Origin of the sequence: uncultured Cyclobacterium sp. (assembly GCF_963977555.1) — a bacterium.
In the GTDB taxonomy this organism is placed as follows: Bacteria; Bacteroidota; Bacteroidia; order Cytophagales; family Cyclobacteriaceae; genus Cyclobacterium.
In genome coordinates this window covers 1-19670 of the sequence record NZ_CAXBPD010000009.1, presented here as the reverse complement: position 1 = coordinate 19670, position 19670 = coordinate 1, and the positions used below count along the sequence as shown (strand labels likewise).

The following is a 19670-nucleotide window of genomic DNA, read 5'->3' as shown; positions in this document are numbered from 1 at the left end:
CTAATAATAACGAACCATGAAAAAGCACCTTTTCCTTTTAACCTTTATTCTACTAAGTGCTTCTTATTCTTTTTCACAAACGTCTACGGAGCAGGAAATCAAGAAGCTCTCCATGGACAAATGGCAATGGATGGCCGATAAGGACGTATCGAAACTGGAAGAACTCTTCGACGACAAAGCGAAATTTGTCCACATGAGTGGCAGCTGGAAAACAGACCGTGAACTGGAAATTATCGAAACGGGAAGTATCTGGTACAAAAATGCGGAAGTACATGATACAGCCGTTGAGATTTCTGGAAATACAGCGGTAGTCTGGAATCGAATCACCTTGACAGCCCACGTAAGAGGCAGTGATGTGGAAAATGAATTTACTGTAACTGAAGTCTACCAAAAGCAGGGAAAAGACTGGAAAATGCTGGTTTTCACTTTCAGCAGCGTTAGAGATACCCACGAGATCGAACATTAATTCTAAAATAGTATGACCATGAAAAAAACATTTCTAGGATTTCTTCTCCTCTTCCTGATTACACCATTTCTCTTTGCCCAAGAGGATAACGCCCAACAGGAAATCATCGAAATTTCTAAAACCAAATGGCAGTGGATGGCAGAGAAAGACGCTGATAAGCTTGCGGACCTCTTTGACGATAAAGCGGTTTTTGTCCATATGGGTGGTTCCTGGGGGAAGGAGCGTGAAGTAGACATCATCCGTAGCGGTGGTATTTGGTATAAAGACGCAGACATTCACGAAGTTTCTGTGGAAATCATCGATAACACGGCCATTTTGCTGAACCGCATCACCTTGATCGCTGAAGTGGGCGGCAATGAAGTAACTAATCCATTTGAAGTCACGGAAGTATATATTAAAAAAGCAGAGGGCTGGAAATTGGGCTCCCTGTCCTTCACCAAATTAATGGAACCCGCAGACCGGTAAAAACGATACAGCCATGAGATTATTTCTCCTTTTCATTTACCTGACCAGTGCTTTAAGTTGCTCCAGCCAAACCCAATCGGAAGCCTTATATAATCCGGGTGAAATATCCTTGGGCGAAATCCTCATTGTCTATCTCTCACGCACCAAAAACACCAAAGCGGTGGCAGAGATGATTCAGGAAAAAGTGGGGGGAGCGCTTGTAAGCCTGGAGTTGGAAACCCCTTACCCGGAAGATTATGATGCCATCGTTGCCCAGGTAGCCAAAGAAAATGAGACCGGTATTCTTCCTCCGTTAGAAACCGAGGTGGACGTATCTCAGTATCGGACAGTGTTTGTCGGATTTCCTACCTGGGGCATGCAACTACCGCCGCCGATGAAGACATTTCTAAGTGAAAATGACCTCAGTGGCAAAATGGTAATTCCCTTCAATACAAATGCGGGGTATGGAATCGGAAGTAGCTTTGACAAGGTTGAAGAGCTCTGTCCTGAAAGTACTATTCTGGAAGGTTACTCCACCAGAGGCGGGATCGAGCGAGACGGAGTTTTGTTTGTGATGGAGGGAGAAAAAGAAGAGGAAGTAAAAACAGAAGTAGATGCTTGGCTGGGTCGTTTGGGCTTCTAAGCTTCTCAGTTAACATTGCTTTAAATGCAATAGGGAATAAAACAAGTCTTTGATTCAGACAGCAGTAGAGATACGACCAAAAAGACAAATTGAAAAGGAACCGAATTCTGCCGCAAATCGGATAAGTACAGATTTTATGGAATTACTGGAAAATCAATTTCCAGTTGCTGATCAGAATTATACATTAAAGTTGAGATCAGCATCAGATTTTGCCCAGAAGCTGAATATCCATGTAAATCATCTCAATCGATCACTTAAAGCAATATTAAATAAATCAACTTCAATAATCAATAGAGACAGAAAGGTAGCTGAAGCTAAACGCCTATTAGGACAAACTGACTGGAGCGTATCTGAAATAGCTTATTGTTTGGGTTTTACTGAAGTACCCCATTTCAATAACTTTTTCAAAAGAGTCTTGAACATGAACCCTTCACTATACCGAAAATTGCTCAACAAAAACTAAAAACATATGCATTGAATAGGTTAAATAGTAAAAAATTCCAGGTCCATGTGGGCTTGGATTTTTTAACTTCTTAAACATGAATAAAGGAAAATTATGGATACAATAACATTAAACAACGGTGTGAAAATGCCCATTCTAGGATTTGGGGTTTTTCAAATCGCCAATCTGGAAGAATGCAAAAAGAGCGTCATCGATGCGATCGAGGTGGGCTACAGATTGATCGATACCGCTGCTTCATATAAAAATGAAGAGGCCGTCGGGAGAGCGGTCAAAGAATGTGGTGTTGCCCGAGAGGATTTGTTCATCACCACCAAGCTTTGGATTGAGGACACTGGATATGACAAAACCAAAGCTGCTGTGGAGAAATCGCTGAAAAGGCTCCAATTGGATTACCTGGATCTTTATCTGATCCATCAGCCGTATGGACCTGTCCATGAATCCTGGCGAGCAATGGAAGAATTGTACAAGGAGGGAAAAATCCGGGCAATAGGCATCAGTAATTTTCAGCCTGACCGTGTGGTAGATTTGATGGCATTCCATGAAATCGTTCCGGCCATCAATCAGATCGAAACGCATCCATTCCACCAACAAGTGGAAACCCAGCAATTTTTAACTGAAAACAACATCCAAATCGAATCCTGGGGGCCTTTCGCAGAAGGGAAAAATGGACTATTCAGCAATGAACTTTTGGCCGCTATCGGTCAAAAATACCAGAAAACCATTGCACAAGTTGTCATCAGATGGCTGACCCAACGGGGAGTGATAGCGATTCCAAAGTCCGTTAGAAAAGAACGGATAGCAGAGAATTTCAACGTTTTCGATTTTGAGCTTAATGTTGAAGACCTGAAGCTGATCGAAACGCTGGATCAAAAGGAGAGCTCCTTCTTTGATCACCGTGATCCCAATATGGTCAAATGGCTGACCAGTAGAAAATTAGAAGAATAGCAACAACCAAAAAAACCCAAGTACCACTAACTATGAAAAAGTCTATTTTAATCAGTTTCTTCTTCCTGATAGTTTTTACTGGACATGCACAGGAACCCATCTTGAAAATAAGCTCTGGTTCACTCCGGGGATCGACGGAGGGAGATGTCACCTCTTTCAAAGGAATTCCTTTTGCAGCGCCTCCAGTCGGTGAATTCCGTTGGAGACCTCCCCAGGCTGTCAAACCTTGGGAAGGGGTGAGAAATGCCACGGAATATTGTGCCGATTGTCCGCAACGAACCTGGCCGGGATCTACAGCCAAAACATCAGAAGATTGTCTTTTCCTGAATATCTGGAAACCAGCTGATGCAGTAAAGGGAGCGAAACTCCTGGTGATGGTGTGGCTTCACGGAGGTGGATTTACAGGAGGAAGTGGAGCTGGTCCTGGTTCAACGGGTGATGCCTTTGCGAATCAAGGGGTTATTTTAACAACCATCAATTACAGGCTGGGTCGGTTGGGTCATTTTGCTTTTCCAGCTTTGAGCGAAGAGCATCCTGAGGAAATGAAGGGGAGTTATGCTTACATGGACCAGATAGCCGCATTACAATGGATTCAGGACAACATTTCCGAATTTGGTGGCGATCCTGATAATATAACTATTTTTGGTTTTTCTGCCGGTGGAGTTGCTGTACATTCTCTTTTAAGCATTCCTTCAGCAAAGAACCTATTCCACAAAGCAATAAGTCAGTCTGGTGGTGGCCGTGATGGTGTCCTTACAGGTAGACCAATCGATCAGAATAATGCTGATGAATTGTACCCAGTTTCGGCAGAAACCATCGGGATCAACTTTGCAAAAAGATACGGCATTCAAGGAACTAGTAAAGTTGCATTGGATCAGCTTCGGGCATTGAGCGTCGATGAAATTTTAGATGGTGGTCAGGAAAATGACAGCACGGGAGCCAGAACTTATTCAGGACCTATTCTGGATTGAGAACTCGTTGTGGAAACTGCCGAAACCTCCTATCAAGCCGGAAGACAGGCAAAAGTTCCGTTGATGATCGGAAGCTCAAGTGCAGAAATCGGAGGGGGATTTATCAATGCAAGCCAAACCAAGGAAGAGCTATTTTCACAATTCGGTGAATTGGAAGCAGAAGCCAAAGCTGCTTACGATCCAGATGGTAACAAAGAATTCAACGAAGTCCTGACCAAGTTTACGACCGATTGGGGTTGGGGCGAACCAGCTCGGATGTCAGGAAGAGCATTCGTCGAAAAGAACCAACCTGTTTAGGTATGGCAATTTGGTTACGTGCCGCCATCAAATAGAGAAGGATCTCCTTATGGAGCGGGGCATGGTTCGGAAACTTCTTTTGTCTTTAATACACTCAATGCAAGATGGGGAGCCCAGGGTGAACCAACAAAAGAGGAAAAGGAGTTAGCAAGGATCATGAATACCTATTGGGCCAATTTTGCCAAAACCGGAAATCCTAACGGCAACAACCTTCCAGAATGGCCGCAGTACGACATTCAACAAGCAGAGATTTTGAATATAACGCTCGACGGAAACGTGACCAGCACCCCCGATCCAAGAAAAGCACGATTCGATGTGTTGGAAAAAGCATTTAAGAACCGAACCCGATTGCAAACTAGACTCGGTTTTTAAGCCATAATATCCATAATCTATAACTACATAAACTTTTCCAACTATAAAGTCAATTAGATATGAGTGTATACAAATCATTATTAACATCTCTAGCGCTATTCGCCACAGTTATCCTCCCTGTTCAACCGCAAACGTCGCCTGAATCATTGGCAGAGGGGAAAAGTCTCTACGATGTCAATTGTGCGAACTGTCATGGAGATGCTGGTGAAGGGGCAAAAAAGGCAGGCTTTGAGATTTCCATTATCGCCGAACGTGGGGGGATACAACCTCCCGACTTAACTGATTCTGATTGGGATCACGGTTCGACTGATGCAGAGATATTCAAGGTGGTCAAAGAAGGAATTCCTGCCGGGATGATGCCTTCGCTAAATGGTAGACTCTCCGACAGCCAAATTGAAAATGTCGTCGCTTATCTCCGTTCACTGGCTTCATCTCCGAATGACGTTAATTCGCCAGTTTCAACTGCGACGGACACTTCAGAGATCACGCTTGAACTTGAAGATTATTTCGAAATGCCTATCACTGGAGACATGTCAACTGATCGTGTTTCCGGGGTATTGGCGAGAGGCAGTATCATGATAGATGAACCGGGAGACAAACAACGTTTTTTCCTAAACGATTTAACAGGCCCACTATATATTCTGGACAAGCAGACAAAAGAGTTGACGACCTACCTAAATTTCGCTGGTCTGTTTCCAAATTTCACAGCTGGGTTTGGATATGCGGCAGGTATGCTGAATTTTGTCTTTGATCCGGAGTATGAGCAGAACGGAATATTTTATACGCTCCATATGGAGAATGTTGCTGACACAGAAGGAAGTGCAACGCCGAAGGCAGGCGTAGTATCCGGACTTAATTTAGAAGGTTATGAGCTTACAGAGCCGATTGCGAAACCTGAAACAGTCCAGGATACACGATTCGCCAGAGAGTTGGTCATTGTGGAGTGGAAGGATGAGGAGATTGGAAACACGACTTTCGAGGGATCGGCACGTGAGGTATTCAGACTTTTTGTGCCAGGGTTATTTCATCCATTTAATGAAATCACATTTAATCCTGTGGCCAAAGCAGGCGACGCCGACTGGCGTGTCATGTACCTGGGAATTGGGGATGCTGGTACCGGAGAGCGACCAGGCCCAATGCGGATGCATGCCCAACGGTTAGATACTTATCAAGGGAAGGTTCTTCGTATTATCCCGATGCTGAATGAACATACAACAACTAGTACAATAAGCGAAAACGGTCAATACAGAATTCCAAACGACAATCCGTTTGTTTCTGTAGAAGGTGCACGAAAAGAGATCTGGGCCTACGGCCTAAGAAACCCACACCGCCTAACCTGGTATATTGACCCTGACCAGCCTAGTGATCCTGTATTACTTGCCTTCAATATTGGTTTGGTTAGCTGGGAAACCGTGGCAATCATCAAGAAGGGAGCAAATTATGGATATCCCCTCCGGGAGGGTAACCTTGCTATGTCCGAAGGTAATGGGATGAGTCCTATACCCGCTGATGATACAATACCAATTCTACTCTCTGATACAGATACTATAGGAATTGTAAAACCTACCTATACGGTAATTAAATATCCTCATGCACCAGGGGGAGGTGATGCGATTGCGAATGGCTTTGTTTATACAGGCACACGCCACAAAGCCTTGCAAGGAACCATTGTATTTGGAGACATCACTACCGGGCATATTTGGTATGCTAAAATAAAAGACGTGCTGGCCGCTGAGGACGGTGACCCACAAACTTTTGCGCCGATAATTGAACTAAAAACTAATCTTAGAGAACTATCAGAAGAAACCTACCGAAAGCGAGGCGGTGGTTCTGAGGGACTTCCGGGTCGGGGTGCAATCGCAGGGGCAGGTCGCTTGGACATTCGATTGGCACAGGACAGCGAAGGAGAATTGTACGTTATCACTAAAGGAGATGGTATGATTCGAAAATTTGGAAGCATTAAATAGTTGAAGGAGGGAAGATTCAGCCCGCCTTAAAAAAGTGATTTGAAGCATTTAAGAGTCAAGTTCAACTGAAATATTGAGTTTGTTTTTAAGTCGCTTAAATCTCTATAATCTGGATTACAACTTAAACAACAACCACATGCAAACATCAAAATTTATTCTTCTCTTTTCCATCATGAGTATGGGGCTCCATGTGAGTTGTTCTGCTGCTGACCTGTTCGATGATCAAGATACTGGTTTGGAGCAAGAAGTAGGAACACCGGTGGAAACGAATTCACCGAATTCAATCTTTCAGCCCTCTTTTAAAGGACAAACAAGAATTGGAAGCGTAACTACTGATACGCCGATTGAAGCTATTGTTATTTCAACTGATTTGACAGCTCCCTGGGGCATCACAAATCTACCCGATGGAAGGTTGTTAATCACCCAAAAGGCTGGGCAGATGCGAATTGCTACCACCTCAGGAGGATTGAGCGGAATGCATATAGCTAGACTGGTAATCGACAGTGACAATAAAGTGGTGGGAGAAGAAAGATTGTTGGTTGAAGAAAACCAACGCTTCAGAGATATCACCCAAGGATTTGACAATGCCCTTTATGCAATTACTGATGCAGGTAGATTATATAGAATCGACAAGCCGTAAAAATTAGAAAATCGTGATTTAGATCTCCTTGTTGAAAGCAGGAGAATAAAGATATAAAGTAAATCGAAAAACATGACTAAAGAATTGAAATCCAACCGACGGGAGTTTTTTAAAAGTGCAGCATTGGCGGGAGCCGGAATCGTAATGACCCCTGCTTTGGCAATGGGCTCAGGTGACAAAGTTCAACTAGACTCAGCCTCCACACTCCCAACCCGAAAGCTTGGAGCATTAGAAGTCTCTGGAATAGGATTAGGCTGCATGAGTATGGTGGCAGGCACTTATAATCCTACTCCTCCAAAACAGGATATGATCGCCCATCTCCGCAAGGCAGTGGAGCGCGGTGTTACGTTTTTTGATACAGCGGAAGTATATGGACCATATGGAAGCGAGGAGGTAGTGGGAGAAGGTTTAGAACCTTTTAAAGGCCAAATCAAAATCGCAACTAAAATCGGTTTTGAGATTCAAAACAGCCAGCGCATGGGGCGAAATAGCAGCCCTGAATCACTCAAAGGGGTGGTCGATGGTTGCTTGAAAAGACTTCGTGTGGAAACCATTGATCTGCTTTACCTGCACCGATGGGATCCACAGGTTCCAATCGAGGAAATCGCTGGTGCTTTTAAGGACATCATTGCTGCTGGTAAAGCGAAACACTGGGGACTTTCGGAAGTAGCCCCGGATACTTTGAGAAAAGCGCATGCAGAATTACCTGTTTCTGCCTTGCAAACACAGTATTCGCTGGGAGAGCGATTTCCTGAAAACCAGATTCTGGACACCTGCGAGGAGCTCGGAGTGGGTTTTGTGCCTTGGGGACCGACATTGAGATCTTTTCTGACGGGAAGATTCAATGCGTATAGCCGATTTGACAATCTGGACAGACGTTCTCAGTTGCCTTTCTTCTCACCTGAAGGATTGGAACAAAACATGCCGTTTTTGCGAATTGTGCAGGATTGGTCACAGAAAAAGGGGATTACCATGGCCCAGTTTTCTTTGGCATGGCTACTTGCTCAAAAATCCTATATTGTCCCCATACCTGGCACCATTAGCCCTCAACATCTGGAAGAAAACCTTGGGGCTTTAAAAGTAACCTTTTCGACCAGTGAGTTAACCGAAATACGATCCGAAATAGAAAAATTCGAATTGCTGGGTGTCCGTTCGAAGGAATCTGCCTTAGTGGATCAATAACTTCTAACCCGGTATCCTGAGCGAATTGATTATCGCCAGAGAGGCACCTGATTTCGGCCCCATGTTTGAGGTAGAAGAGATAAGAACAAAAGTGATGGTCTTCTTGTCGAAGCGTTTTACCAGTTCAACCATTTGATTTGCGTACGACTCTTTAAAAAAATGTATTAAATTGAGTATCTGAATATTTACCATTCATTTAGCATAAAATCTAATTTTCCATGAGTAACCAATCAACCAAACTCGATCGAAGGTCATTTTTAAAAGTCTCAGCACTTGCCGGGGGAGGGATGATGCTGAGCTTTAATTGGCTGGCAGGATGTAAACCCAAATCAGAGGAGGCGTTGGGAATGCCAGAGGACTGGTTTAGAATGAATGGCTATATCCGTATAGGTGATAATGGATTGATCACTTTGATGTCTCCCAATCCGGAAGGCGGTCAAAATGTTAAAACTTCCATGCCGATGATTCTGGCTGAGGAGTTGGACGCCGATTGGACCAAGGTCATCGTGGAACAGGCCCCTTTGGATACAGATAATTTCACCAGGCAATTTATCGGAGGAAGTCAGGCTATCCGAACCGGTTGGACCCCCTTGCGCACAGCAGGAGCTACAGCCCGGCAAATGCTGATGCGTGCTGCGGCGCAAACCTGGAACGTTCCGGTTTCAGAAATCACCACGGAACCGGGATTTATCCTTCATCAATCAAGTAACAAAAAGGCACATTTTGGAGAAATGGCCAGCCTGGCGGCTACATTGCCGGTTCCCGAAGAGGTTGATTTAAAAGCAAGCCAGGATTTTAAGATCATCGGCACCTCCAAAAAGAATGTTGACCTGAATAAAATCGTCACCGGAAAACCCCTTTTCGGAATGGATTATAAAAAGGAGGGAATGCTGTATGCGATGATTATTCATCCTCCGGCTTTTGGTAATAGACTCAAATCATTTGACGATTCGCAGGCCCGGTCCATGCCCGGCATTAGGGATATTTTTCAGTTCAAATCCCTTCGGGACGATTACAAAAGGACCTTCTTCGACACCGTGCAGTTCACCGACTTAATCGCAATCGTCGGAGACAGCACCTGGCAGGTACTTCAGGCAAAGAAATCTATAAAAGCGGACTGGGAAATTCAGGAAGGCTATGAGGAACAGCGGGACATGTTTGGTCGTGAAGCTGTCAGAGTAGTGCCAAAAGGCCTGGAAAATACGGATGCCCAGGAAATGGCGATGAAGCAAGCCGCTCAAAAACCCCAAACCCAACGGAAAGATGGGAATCCCGAAGCGGTTTTCTCCACTGCTGCTAAAGTCATAGAGAGAACCTATACCGGTCCTTTTTTGGCGCACAACTGCATGGAGCCTATGAATTTTTTCGCCCATGTGGAAGGGGATAAAGTGACCTGTGCCGGGCCATTGCAAAAACCCGAATTGACGGAGCATGCCCTTTCAAGCCGATTGGGCATTCCGGTAGAAAATATTGAGATAGAAATGACCCGACTGGGTGGAGGTTATGGCCGTAGGTCCTATGCCCATTGGCTGATAGAAGCAGCGGTGATTTCCCAGAAAATGAATGCTCCTGTCAAGCTGGTTTACACCAGGGAAGACGACATGACCGGGGGCGTTTATCGATCCCGTTATCAGGCCACTTACCGGGCAGCCCTCAATGAAAACAATCAATTGATTGCCTTTCATGTCAACGCAGGTGGTCTACCAGAAAACCCATTGTACGCAAACAGGTTTCCGGCAGGAGCTGTGGATAATTATTTGGCCGAAGGCTGGGAAGTGCCCTCCAATATCACTACAGGTTCCTTCCGTGCACCAAGATCCAATTTCATGGCCTGCGTAGAGCAATCGTTTCTGGATGAAGTTGCGGAGGAAGCGGGCAAAGACCCCATTGATTTCCGATTAGAACTGCTGGCAAAAGCAAAAGCAAACCCGGTAGGTGAAGGAAATGATTACGATCCGGACCGGTATGCAAAAGTTTTAGAATTGGTCAGGGAAAAAGCAAACTGGGCAAATTCAACACCAGGAGTTTCCAGAGGAGTATCGGCCTATTTCTGCCATAACAGCTACGCTGCTCAGGTCTTGGAGATGAAAATAGTCGATGGGCAGGTTCAAATCGATAAAGTCACCAATGCCATTGATTGCGGGCTTGTAGTAAACCCTGATGCGGCCAAAAACCTCTGCGAAGGAGCGGTGATAGATGGCATCGGTACGGCCATGTATGGAGAACTGACCTTTGAAAATGGGGTAGTCAGCAAATCCAACTTCGACCAATACAGGCAAATCCGGATGAAAGAGGCACCAAAATCGATCGAAACCTATTTTGTAGAAAACGGAGAGGATCCCTCGGGTCTTGGCGAACCAGCCTACCCGCCGGTTTTCGCAGCATTGGCAAATGCGCTTTATAAAGCTACAGGAAACAGGTTTTACGATCAGCCTTTTTCCAGGCAATTGAACAGCTAGCAGAGCAAAAAAGTCCTTTTGATCAATCATAAATTTATTATAATAATGCGCATTGTTTGAATTTTGTAAGCAGATTAAAATGTAAATTGTTAATTTAGAATTAAATACAAATCATATGGCACAGTTTAGTTTAAATATCAATAGCAAATCAATTCAGGTAGATGTGGATCCCAACACCCCACTGTTATGGGTACTGAAGGACCACTTAGACCTGGTGGGTACCAAATTCGGCTGCGGCATAGCACAATGTGGCGCTTGCACCGTAGATGTAGATGGAGAGGCGGTAAGGTCCTGCTCTTATCCGATCAGTGCCGTGGAAGACAAAAAGGTGGTGACCATCGAAGGCCTATCTGAAAAGGGGGATCATCCGGTACAGAAAGCCTGGCTAGAACATGATGTACCACAATGCGGGTATTGTCAGTCCGGGCAAATCATGTCTGCGGCCTCCCTTTTGGCGAAGAACCCCAAGCCAACGGACGAAGAGATAACTTCGGCAATGAATGGAAACATCTGTCGCTGCGGCACCTATACCCGGATAAAAGCAGCCATTAAAACGGCTTCCCAAACACTATAACCTACTGAAATATGACATTGCTAAATAAAAAATTAGATAGGAGATCCTTTTTAAAGGTGTCAGGCCTTGCAGGAGGTGGAATGATGTTGAGCTTTAGTTGGCTGGCCGGATGCAAACCGACACCCGAAGAAGTATTGACCATGCCAGATGAGTGGTTTGAAATCAACAGTTATATTAAAATTGGGGAAAATGGCGCAGTCACCCTTTTCAATCCGAACCCTGAATTTGGTCAAAACGTGAAAACGTCGCTCCCCATGATTCTGGCTGAGGAATTGGATGTGGACTGGAAAAACGTGTTTGTAGAGCAGGCGGATTTTTATCCGGAGCGTTTTGACAGACAATTTACGGGAGGTTCGCAAAGTGTGCGTGCAGCCTGGACACCCCTGCGCACCGCCGGGGCCACTGCCCGACAGTTGATAGTAAATGCAGCTGCACAATCCTGGAATGTTCCTGTGGCTGAAATAACAACGAATATGGGTACTGTGGAACATCAAGCCAGTGGCAAAAAGGCTGGCTATGGTGAGATGGCTTCCCTGGCAGGGACGCTGGATGGACCGGAGCCGGAATCCATCATACTCAAGGATAATGCTGATTTCAAAATCATTGGCCATTCCAAAAAGAATGTGGATTTGCAAAAAATTGTAACAGGAAAGCCGATGTTTTCGCTGGATCATAAGGTGGAGGGAATGAAATATGCCGCCATTGTTCATCCGCCGGCCTTCGGCATGAAGCTCACATCCTTTGACAAAAGCTCAGTGACATCCCTGCCGGGTATTCAGGATGCCTTTAAAGTCAAAATTTTTAAGGATGATTATGGTAGAAACTTCTTTGATACCACTACATTCCCGGAGATCATCGCCATTGTGGGAAATTCTACCTGGGAGGTCTTGCAAGCCAAAAAAAGCCTCCAAGCTGAATGGGAAGAAGCTCCGGAAAGCACTTTTCCCATGGCGGGTAGGGGAGGTCAAACCAGAGATATTAGCGTTCCCGGAGGATTGGAGAATTCCACCACGCACAAGGAAAAGATGGCGGAATTCCAGCGCAAACCCGGAAATGTTCAGCGAAAAGACGGAGATCCGGAAGCTGCTTTCAAAAAAGCGGCCAGAGTAATTGAACGAACGTATTCCGCTCCCTTTTTGGCCCACAACACTATGGAGCCGATGAATTGTTTCGCAGAGGTGAAAGGGGATAGGGCCATCATTTACGGTCCAACCCAGGCACCAGATTTTATTATGAACGCACTTTCCAGCAGCCTGGAGCTTCCGAAAGAAAATATCCAGATCAACCTTGCCCGGATGGGGGGAGGCTTTGGTCGGCGGGCCTACAGTCACCATATGGTAGAAGCAGCATTGATTTCTCAAAAAATCCAGGCACCTGTAAAAATGGTCTATACCCGGGAGGATGACATGTCGGCTGGGGTTTATCGACCCACTTACTCAGCCACCTACAGGGCTGCTCTAGACGAAAACAATAACTTGCTGGCATTGCATGTAAAGGCCGGGGGTATCCCGGAATCTCCGCTGCACGCAAACCGATTCCCTGCGGGTGCCATAGACAATTACCTGGCCGAAACCTGGCAGATAGAATCAAACATTACCATTGGTGCTTTCCGGGCACCCAGATCCAATTTTATCGCCGGGGCCGAGCAGAGCTTCCTAGATGAATTGGCAGAGGAAATGGGAAAAGATCCCATCGCATTCCGATTGGAATTACTCAAGAGGGCCGAAGCCAACCCCGTGGGGGAAAACAACGATTATGATCCGAAGAGATATGCCGGAGTACTGGAACTGGTAAGAGATAAATCCGACTGGTCAAATGTACCCGATGGTATTTCAAGGGGTGTTTCTGCTTACTTCTGCCATAATTCCTATGTTGCAGAGGTGGTAGATGTTAGTATCAAGGACAGAAAACCGGTTGTTGAAAGCGTCTATGCTGCAGTCGATTGTGGAATAGTAGTCAATCCCGACGCTGCAGCAAACATGGGCGAGGGAGCCATTGTTGACGGCATAGGGAACGCATTTTACGGAGAGATGGCGTTCGAAAACGGCGTGCCTACGAAAACCAATTTTGACAAATACCGCATGATCCGGCACGGCGAGGCACCAAAGAAAATTGAGGTGCATTTCGTGGAAAGTAAAGAGGACCCAACTGGATTGGGCGAACCATTATTCCCTCCAGTTTTTGCCGCGTTGGGAAATTCACTTTACAAAGCAACAGGCAAACGATTGTATGAGCAACCCTTTCAGCCTCAGATCTTGCAAATCGAAAATCTGGGAATGTGATGGGTATTTTTAACTGTATTTCAAGGAATCTAGCTGCAGGTAGATGTATTTGTAGGAGGTGATGTTTAAACAGCAGTTGCTATCATTAAGCGGTAGCTGGCAAAAAAATGAAAAAATCGAATTTTAATGTTTAATTTATTAACGCTAGAATATTAATAGAATAAACAATGGAAGATATTTCCCTGATCGTAATGCAATTGAAAAACAACCAAACTCAAACAGACCGAAAGATCAATCAATTAATAGATCAAAATCTGGATCCCTTTCCCTTTGAAAGGTTGGATAAGGGAAAGAGGCTTATCGAATTGATTCAAAAAGCCCTACAGTCCATAGAATCAGAGAAATTGATTGAAGCCGGCATGCATATTAAGGAGTTGGAAATGGAGGGCTTAAAAATTGAACTTTAATTTTCTGTAGGGACTTTAGATCTTTGGAGAAAAATTTTGTTAAAGTACCAATTTAAAAAAAACATCAAATGGGAGATCACTAACCCCTTTGTTCCAATTTCCGCAGCAATTCCTCAATCTTTCGCTCTTGTGCCCTGATTTTTCTATCAGTAGCTGTTTCTTTTGGTTTGGAGAGGGAATAAATAAACCAAGCCCACACAGCAAAGGCTACTATCAGTCCAGGCCATTTGTTGTCGCTGCCTAAAGCACCAAACATGGCTACCATGCCAATAAAGGAAACTAGAAAAAGTTTGATGAGGAATTTCATAGCTGATTAAATTCAATTTGATACTTTAAGTTAATCAAATTCTGGTTGAACTAAAAACAATCTGATTGAAAAGTAAAATGCAATTCATAGAATATCAATGAGTTGAATTAATAGAGCCTATTGGAGATTAAAAATTAGAATGGTACTTTATTATTACCTGTTGCATAAAATTATTTAATCGGGAATTAATAAGCATCCACTTGTGATTTATCCAGTGTTGCTGTTTGGGCGGTGTCAAGGAGTTTATCAATTTCATTGGCCTTCAATGCCAATTTTGATTGATTAAAGATGGCCTTGACGTTTGTTAGCTGGTCTATTCTTTTTTGACCTAAGCTTTTTCCCGATCTGATTTCTTTTACTCCTTTAGTGATGTCCTTTTTTATATTGTCTGGAGAGGCTAATAGAATTTCCCCTAATACCCGATAAACACCTTCCTTAGTCAATTTACATGTTGAATGATGACACAGTTTATTGATTAGTTCGTTTAGATTTCCAGGATCACCCAATAAAAAATCAAGGGCCAGTAATTTTTCCGTTTTATCTAACTCGTTTTCACCTGGAGCTATCATAGAATAATCGCGCTTTGCCCTCATATTTTCATAAAATTGGATTGCCCGTTCCTTGTCCAAATAATCAAGATTTTCAAACTCACGGAAATTGGCTAGCTTTTCGGCAGGATCAACATATTTTAAAAATATCCCTGTCTCCCTAATATTTTTAAGTGTATTGCCAATCAAATTGTAGATAATTCCAGCTGTTATCCCTGAGAAAATAATAGCAATGGGTACTTTTAAAGTAACGTCAATTGTCAGGACTGAAACGGCTAATAAAAGACTTAGAAATGTAAGCAGGATTGGGTAAATCAAAGATAGGTATATAAACCATTTCCTGCGCTGAATAAAATGGGAAAAATCCTCAAAATGATTTCGATTGTTGGAAAAAATGTACCAGCCATAACGATAGGCAAGAATTCTTTCCTCTTCCGAATAACTATCAAAAAGAAGTAAGTATTCTCTGAGTTTGTATTGCCATAAAGGTCTAGTGGGTTCAAACTTTTTCATAGGTCGATTTTTAAATATCATACAGGAGCACCCCAGGCTTTCTGCATCTCGTTTCTTTTTCTTTCTTCAGTTACTTTCACATAGCGTTGAAAGCTTTTATAATCTGAATGTCCGGTTATCTTCATCACGGTTTCTGCTGGGATTCCTTTTTCCAGAGAAAGAGTTGCAAAGGTTTTCCTACCCGTATGTGCACTGATAATTTCGTGTTTCTTGTAAATAGTTGATTGCTTAATGGCTCCTTTATACCGGATTATTTCAATAGAATCATCGATACCAACCAATTTGCAGAGTTCTTTGACGTACTTATTGAATTTTTGATTGGAAATCACGGGTAGGGGAGAGACAAGTTCTTTGTATTTATGCAAAATAGCTTTGGAGTAACTGTTTAGTGGGACAATTAAAGGTTCTTTGGTTTTTTTAACGGTCAGCCTGATTTCTATTTCTTTGATATGTTCTCTTTTTAATTGTTGAAGATCTGAAAACCTAAGGCCGGTAACACAGCTAAAGCAGAAAACATCACGTACTTGTCTTAACCGTTTGTTTGAGCTCAGGTTGAAAGTAAAAAGTTGGTCTAATTCATCTTGGGTTAAAGCGATTACTTCAAGCTTATCTCTTTTTATTGCGAAATCCTTATACCCATCATTAACTTTTATACCCAGTCTTTTGGCATATCCCAGAAAGGTTTTAAGCGTACTTAATTGCTTAGCAATTGTAATGTTGTTTAAAGTATTGACAGTTCCAGTGGTCTCATGGACCTTTTCCCATTTGATCAAAAAGTTTTGGAAGGATTGCATAAATGTATAGTCGATATTTTCAAACCGAATTTTGTTTCTGGTTTTTACTTCATAGTTTTTCAAATGATGTTTGAGCGATTTATAAACAACTAGACTACCCTTCACTCGTGTGAGTTCATGCTCTTGAATGTACCGGTCGATAAAATCGTAAACCAAATTAGTAGGATCTTCTTTTTTGATTTTTATCTCTTTAGTTTCCTTGATTTTCTCAATCAGCATTTCAACACTATAGGCTATCCCCTTAGATCTAAATCCTTCCTCAATCTTCCTGACTTTGTTCTTTAGATCAATTAGATCATCTTGATATTGGATTAAGGTTTGCTTTTTAGGAAGGTTGTCTCCGTATTTTTTCTGTAGAAGGGTTTTTAGTTTGGTGGTAAGGTTTAAAATTTGCTGCTTTTCAAGGGACCAAAGCTCTGGTATAAGACGTATCCCGGTGGCAACTTTTTTCCGCTGACTTGACAAATGAATCAATAACGTAAGTGGTTGCTCCCCTTTTTTGTTTTCTAAATCCCTTCTTAGCTCATATCTTAAAGATGCTTCCATGCTCTAGTTTATTAATGATTTTTAAACTTAATGAAAATAAAATTCAGGGGCGAATTCAGGGGCGAAAAAGTTGATTAAATGTGTTCATAACTTATCTTTACCTGGGATAGAATTTTGCTATATATATGTATATATGGTATTTATGATAATATTTTGTCTCTTCTAGTACATAGGTTCGAATCCCCCACTCTCTACTGAACAAAACCCTAGCTTATTGATTTACAATAGGTTAGGGTTTTGTTTTTTTTAGTCAGGGGCTATTTGAGGGGATCAGGATAAATTTCCGGATCAGCCTTTATTTCCGGGAGGCTACAATCCATATTTTTTAATGTAGAATGAGGGCAAGGGGAAAATAAATTTGATCTGATGAATTAGATTACTGTGGCTGTGAATAAGCATGAGACGAGACCATTGGTAATTCCATGCAATTCCAATTGCAAATTGATAATAAAAGAAGGGTGTTTTGCAAATTCACCCAGCTGACCATGGCATACACCTAGAGGGAGAACAATCCAAAAAAAAATAAACAATGAAGATAATTCCATATTTTTCTGTTGGTGATTTTAATCTAAAAGATAATATTCAATCAATTTTATCTAGGTATCCTAATTCCAAAGAAGGAAGTATAAATGTTCTCGGTAAAAAAAATAAAACTTTATATTTGCCTACTTATGATATTCATATTGTCTTTTCAGATATTGGTGGTAATGAGATAGAAAGTATTGAAATATTTAAAGGAGAAATTTTTTTTAACGAATTGAATATTCTGAATTCAACTTGCCTGGAATTAAAAGAAATAATTTCGAATGAGGATAAAGAATTAATAGTAGATAATGAAGGATTTACTTCCCCCAAATTTGGATTTGGAGTCTATTGCAAAAGTCTAGGGAAGAAATCTAAACCAACCAGTGTTATAGTTTTTAATAGTAGGTATCTCAGAAATGATATTCCGAGTCCTGATGATATTATCAAATATTATCTTGGTAATAAATCTGAGCAATAAATTGATTCATTAATGCAACGGCATTTATGAATCGTTCTTTGACTGGTAGGCAATGTAGGGAATAGTGTGGTAGGGGTAAAAAATCCTAAAGAGGTTCTAGAGTGTCGATCCATTGGCAAATAACTATCCCTACTTCTCACCTTACCAGTTTGCAGGCAATAACCCGTTTATGTTAATTGACTTAGATGGGGCCGAGTTCCAGCTACCAACTTTCGAAAAGTTTAAATATGGAGATAATGCTGCTATAACTGTGATCACAGTTGTGGATAATGTTGCTATCAATTCAGTCAATGGAGGTATCACAAGTAAATTCAGGGATTTATACCCCGGGCTGGGTGTAGAATCCTCTACACACTTTTATTCCTAACTTACTTTGAAGTCGAAATCTTTTATATGCCATTTGCAATGGCTTCTGAAGACCCCCTTTATGTAATCAAATGGACAAAATTTTGAGACCCAATCCAAATCAACGACACTTTATTCAGCTACCCGGGCAGCATTTATTTGTAATGCATTCAAGGATAGGCTATTTTTAGTTATGGGAGAGGCTTATCAAATAAGAGATCAGGAAATCGAGCATGACAAAATCGTCAGACCAAAAAATGATTATTGTAGCGAGATTCCATTTGACCTTTGGAAAACAAATATAAACAGATGAAATGCCCTATTTTTTCACATTCCAAGTGGTGGGATGGGCAGATGTATTTTCAAGAAAAATCTATAGATATTTTATCTTGGAAAATCTGGCTCATTGTAGAAAGGAAAAGAGACTTTATCTTTTTGGTTATGTCGTCAAGATCAACCACCTCCCTTTAGTTGTTTAACAAAATGATTCGAAATTATCAGGATAGGTTCGTTATTTCAAGAAATTTACAAGCAAGAAATTGCTCAAAATGATAATTGAAAACCCACAGGAAAGCAGAAAGGAATGGTTGAGGATAATTTTTGCCTATCATGCGAAATTTAATAAAAGAACTGGGGGGATGCAATTTTGGACACATGAAAACCATGCTACCGAATCTAAGCGATATATTATTCTGATGACAGCTGAAGACATCACTAAATACATCGGGTGGAACTTTGATGATTACCACCCAGGAAAAGCCATATACCTAAATATCATCCATTGGAACAAATCAAATTGTAATACGGAATCGTTAACTTTAGGGAACGAAAAGAAAAAACCGATGGACACAGTTAAAATACGAGAAGAAATAAGCCAATACATTCAACATGCAGATGATCGTGTGTTAAAGCTTATTCATGGGCTGATTAAAGCAGACCAAATAACTTCACCTGTTGGATATAAACCCGATGGCAAAGCTATCACAAAAGAGGAACTAATATCCAGGGCGGAAAGGTCTGAAAAGGACATTAGAGAAGGCCGTGTAAAAACGTCAAAACAGGTCAGGGAAGAATTAAAGAATTGGTAGTCCATGGAGGTTAGGTTTTCAGAGTGGGCGAAAATATGCTTGAAAGAGATTTACGATCATTATTCAGGGGAAGCCAGTTCCGAAAAAGCGACTGAGATTGTAAATAAAATTATTGACAGAGCAGAAACGCTTGAAAACTATCCGAATAGAGGGAGAGTAGAAGACGACCTGATATATATTGGGAAAGGGCACCGTTATTTGCAGGAATATCATTACAAAATCATTTACAAAGTTGATAGAGAAATCGTTATTGTAACGGATATTTTTAGCAACTATCAAAAACCTACCAGAAAGCCGAAAAGGAATAAATAGCCACCTAGCAAGACCACGGCTTGGGGTAGAATTCTCTACACTCTTTTCTACTTAGGGTCTGCTGAAAAACTCAGACAATCTAATCTATAAAAACCCAGTCCA

The 19670-nt window shown here is 42.2% G+C and carries 22 protein-coding genes; 19 read left to right on the top strand and 3 right to left on the bottom strand.

What is annotated here, in order from left to right; all coding sequences use genetic code 11:
• The first annotated feature begins 16 nt into the window (after positions 1-16).
• From AAC073_RS12640 to AAC073_RS12570, 15 genes are all read left to right on the top strand, one after another.
• Positions 17-466, top strand: coding sequence for a nuclear transport factor 2 family protein (locus tag AAC073_RS12640; protein WP_339924201.1), 450 nt, complete (start codon positions 17-19; stop codon positions 464-466).
• 18 nt (positions 467-484) lie between these two features.
• Positions 485-931, top strand: coding sequence for a nuclear transport factor 2 family protein (locus AAC073_RS12635; RefSeq protein WP_339924200.1), 447 nt, complete (start codon positions 485-487; stop codon positions 929-931).
• A 13-nt stretch (positions 932-944) separates the two neighbouring features.
• The gene (locus AAC073_RS12630; RefSeq protein ID WP_339924199.1) at positions 945-1553 is read left to right on the top strand and encodes a flavodoxin; all 609 of its coding nucleotides are present in this window, start codon (positions 945-947) and stop codon (positions 1551-1553) included.
• A 49-nt stretch (positions 1554-1602) separates the two neighbouring features.
• A complete protein-coding gene (locus tag AAC073_RS12625; RefSeq protein ID WP_339924198.1) occupies positions 1603-2016 on the top strand; it encodes a helix-turn-helix transcriptional regulator in 414 nt (137 codons plus the stop codon).
• A 93-nt stretch (positions 2017-2109) separates the two neighbouring features.
• Complete coding sequence (locus AAC073_RS12620) at positions 2110-2961, top strand: aldo/keto reductase (RefSeq protein WP_339924197.1); 852 nt, start codon at positions 2110-2112, stop codon at positions 2959-2961.
• A gap of 32 nt (positions 2962-2993) precedes the next feature.
• A complete protein-coding gene (locus AAC073_RS12615) occupies positions 2994-3932 on the top strand; it encodes a carboxylesterase family protein (protein ID WP_339924196.1) in 939 nt (312 codons plus the stop codon).
• A gap of 9 nt (positions 3933-3941) precedes the next feature.
• Entirely contained in the window at positions 3942-4229 is a 288-nt protein-coding gene (locus AAC073_RS12610; RefSeq protein ID WP_339924195.1) for a hypothetical protein, read from the top strand.
• An 18-nt stretch (positions 4230-4247) separates the two neighbouring features.
• Positions 4248-4601: a carboxylesterase family protein gene (locus AAC073_RS12605; RefSeq protein WP_339924194.1), complete on the top strand. Its 354-nt coding sequence runs from the start codon at positions 4248-4250 to the stop codon at positions 4599-4601.
• Between the two features lie 59 nt (positions 4602-4660).
• The gene (locus AAC073_RS12600) at positions 4661-6568 is read left to right on the top strand and encodes a PQQ-dependent sugar dehydrogenase (protein WP_339924193.1); all 1908 of its coding nucleotides are present in this window, start codon (positions 4661-4663) and stop codon (positions 6566-6568) included.
• 136 nt (positions 6569-6704) lie between these two features.
• Positions 6705-7208, top strand: coding sequence for a PQQ-dependent sugar dehydrogenase (locus tag AAC073_RS12595; protein WP_339674734.1), 504 nt, complete (start codon positions 6705-6707; stop codon positions 7206-7208).
• A gap of 72 nt (positions 7209-7280) precedes the next feature.
• Positions 7281-8390, top strand: coding sequence for an aldo/keto reductase (locus tag AAC073_RS12590; RefSeq protein ID WP_339674731.1), 1110 nt, complete (start codon positions 7281-7283; stop codon positions 8388-8390).
• A 218-nt stretch (positions 8391-8608) separates the two neighbouring features.
• Positions 8609-10849 carry a molybdopterin cofactor-binding domain-containing protein gene (locus tag AAC073_RS12585; RefSeq protein WP_339924192.1) on the top strand — a complete coding sequence of 747 codons (2241 nt, stop codon included), beginning with the start codon at positions 8609-8611 and terminating at the stop codon, positions 10847-10849.
• A 115-nt stretch (positions 10850-10964) separates the two neighbouring features.
• On the top strand, positions 10965-11423 hold the full coding sequence (locus tag AAC073_RS12580) for a (2Fe-2S)-binding protein (RefSeq protein ID WP_339924191.1): 459 nt from the start codon (positions 10965-10967) through the stop codon (positions 11421-11423).
• An 11-nt stretch (positions 11424-11434) separates the two neighbouring features.
• Positions 11435-13705 carry a molybdopterin cofactor-binding domain-containing protein gene (locus AAC073_RS12575; RefSeq protein WP_339924190.1) on the top strand — a complete coding sequence of 757 codons (2271 nt, stop codon included), beginning with the start codon at positions 11435-11437 and terminating at the stop codon, positions 13703-13705.
• Between the two features lie 167 nt (positions 13706-13872).
• The gene (locus AAC073_RS12570; RefSeq protein WP_339924189.1) at positions 13873-14112 is read left to right on the top strand and encodes a hypothetical protein; all 240 of its coding nucleotides are present in this window, start codon (positions 13873-13875) and stop codon (positions 14110-14112) included.
• 79 nt (positions 14113-14191) lie between these two features.
• Here the strand turns inward: AAC073_RS12570 and AAC073_RS12565 are convergent, their stop codons facing one another.
• The 3 genes from AAC073_RS12565 to AAC073_RS12555 all read right to left on the bottom strand — a co-directional run bounded on the left by AAC073_RS12565 (position 14192) and on the right by AAC073_RS12555 (position 16820).
• Positions 14192-14419, bottom strand: a complete 228-nt coding sequence (locus AAC073_RS12565; protein ID WP_339924188.1) for a hypothetical protein — start codon at positions 14417-14419, stop codon at positions 14192-14194.
• A 185-nt stretch (positions 14420-14604) separates the two neighbouring features.
• A complete protein-coding gene (locus tag AAC073_RS12560; protein WP_339924187.1) occupies positions 14605-15480 on the bottom strand; it encodes a hypothetical protein in 876 nt (291 codons plus the stop codon).
• 17 nt (positions 15481-15497) lie between these two features.
• Positions 15498-16820 (bottom strand): site-specific integrase, encoded by a 1323-nt coding sequence (locus AAC073_RS12555; protein WP_339924186.1) that lies wholly within the window; start codon positions 16818-16820, stop codon positions 15498-15500.
• Positions 16821-17349: 529 nt separating this feature from the next.
• Between AAC073_RS12555 and AAC073_RS12550 the strand changes: the two genes are divergently transcribed.
• From AAC073_RS12550 to AAC073_RS12535, 4 genes are all read left to right on the top strand, one after another.
• Positions 17350-17823, top strand: a complete 474-nt coding sequence (locus AAC073_RS12550; RefSeq protein ID WP_339924185.1) for a hypothetical protein — start codon at positions 17350-17352, stop codon at positions 17821-17823.
• Between the two features lie 169 nt (positions 17824-17992).
• Positions 17993-18190: a hypothetical protein gene (locus AAC073_RS12545; protein WP_339924184.1), complete on the top strand. Its 198-nt coding sequence runs from the start codon at positions 17993-17995 to the stop codon at positions 18188-18190.
• Between the two features lie 526 nt (positions 18191-18716).
• Positions 18717-19256, top strand: coding sequence for a hypothetical protein (locus AAC073_RS12540; protein ID WP_339924183.1), 540 nt, complete (start codon positions 18717-18719; stop codon positions 19254-19256).
• Between the two features lie 3 nt (positions 19257-19259).
• Complete coding sequence (locus tag AAC073_RS12535) at positions 19260-19568, top strand: type II toxin-antitoxin system RelE/ParE family toxin (protein ID WP_339924182.1); 309 nt, start codon at positions 19260-19262, stop codon at positions 19566-19568.
• The last annotated feature ends 102 nt before the right edge of the window (positions 19569-19670 follow it).

Excerpts from the sequence above, each read along its gene's own strand:
- AAC073_RS12640 (WP_339924201.1), top strand. The coding sequence starts at position 17 with ATGAAAAAGCACCTTTTCCTTTTAACCTTTATTCTACTAAGTGCTTCT.
- AAC073_RS12635 (WP_339924200.1), top strand. The coding sequence starts at position 485 with ATGAAAAAAACATTTCTAGGATTTCTTCTCCTCTTCCTGATTACACCA.
- AAC073_RS12630 (WP_339924199.1), top strand. The coding sequence starts at position 945 with ATGAGATTATTTCTCCTTTTCATTTACCTGACCAGTGCTTTAAGTTGC.
- AAC073_RS12620 (WP_339924197.1), top strand. The coding sequence starts at position 2,110 with ATGGATACAATAACATTAAACAACGGTGTGAAAATGCCCATTCTAGGA.
- AAC073_RS12615 (WP_339924196.1), top strand. The coding sequence starts at position 2,994 with ATGAAAAAGTCTATTTTAATCAGTTTCTTCTTCCTGATAGTTTTTACT.
- AAC073_RS12600 (WP_339924193.1), top strand. The coding sequence starts at position 4,661 with ATGAGTGTATACAAATCATTATTAACATCTCTAGCGCTATTCGCCACA.
- AAC073_RS12595 (WP_339674734.1), top strand. The coding sequence starts at position 6,705 with ATGCAAACATCAAAATTTATTCTTCTCTTTTCCATCATGAGTATGGGG.
- AAC073_RS12590 (WP_339674731.1), top strand. The coding sequence starts at position 7,281 with ATGACTAAAGAATTGAAATCCAACCGACGGGAGTTTTTTAAAAGTGCA.
- AAC073_RS12585 (WP_339924192.1), top strand. The coding sequence starts at position 8,609 with ATGAGTAACCAATCAACCAAACTCGATCGAAGGTCATTTTTAAAAGTC.
- AAC073_RS12580 (WP_339924191.1), top strand. The coding sequence starts at position 10,965 with ATGGCACAGTTTAGTTTAAATATCAATAGCAAATCAATTCAGGTAGAT.
- AAC073_RS12575 (WP_339924190.1), top strand. The coding sequence starts at position 11,435 with ATGACATTGCTAAATAAAAAATTAGATAGGAGATCCTTTTTAAAGGTG.
- AAC073_RS12570 (WP_339924189.1), top strand. The coding sequence starts at position 13,873 with ATGGAAGATATTTCCCTGATCGTAATGCAATTGAAAAACAACCAAACT.
- AAC073_RS12565 (WP_339924188.1), bottom strand. The coding sequence starts at position 14,419 with ATGAAATTCCTCATCAAACTTTTTCTAGTTTCCTTTATTGGCATGGTA.
- AAC073_RS12560 (WP_339924187.1), bottom strand. The coding sequence starts at position 15,480 with ATGAAAAAGTTTGAACCCACTAGACCTTTATGGCAATACAAACTCAGA.
- AAC073_RS12555 (WP_339924186.1), bottom strand. The coding sequence starts at position 16,820 with ATGGAAGCATCTTTAAGATATGAGCTAAGAAGGGATTTAGAAAACAAA.
- AAC073_RS12550 (WP_339924185.1), top strand. The coding sequence starts at position 17,350 with ATGAAGATAATTCCATATTTTTCTGTTGGTGATTTTAATCTAAAAGAT.
- AAC073_RS12545 (WP_339924184.1), top strand. The coding sequence starts at position 17,993 with ATGTTAATTGACTTAGATGGGGCCGAGTTCCAGCTACCAACTTTCGAA.
- AAC073_RS12540 (WP_339924183.1), top strand. The coding sequence starts at position 18,717 with ATGATAATTGAAAACCCACAGGAAAGCAGAAAGGAATGGTTGAGGATA.
- AAC073_RS12535 (WP_339924182.1), top strand. The coding sequence starts at position 19,260 with ATGGAGGTTAGGTTTTCAGAGTGGGCGAAAATATGCTTGAAAGAGATT.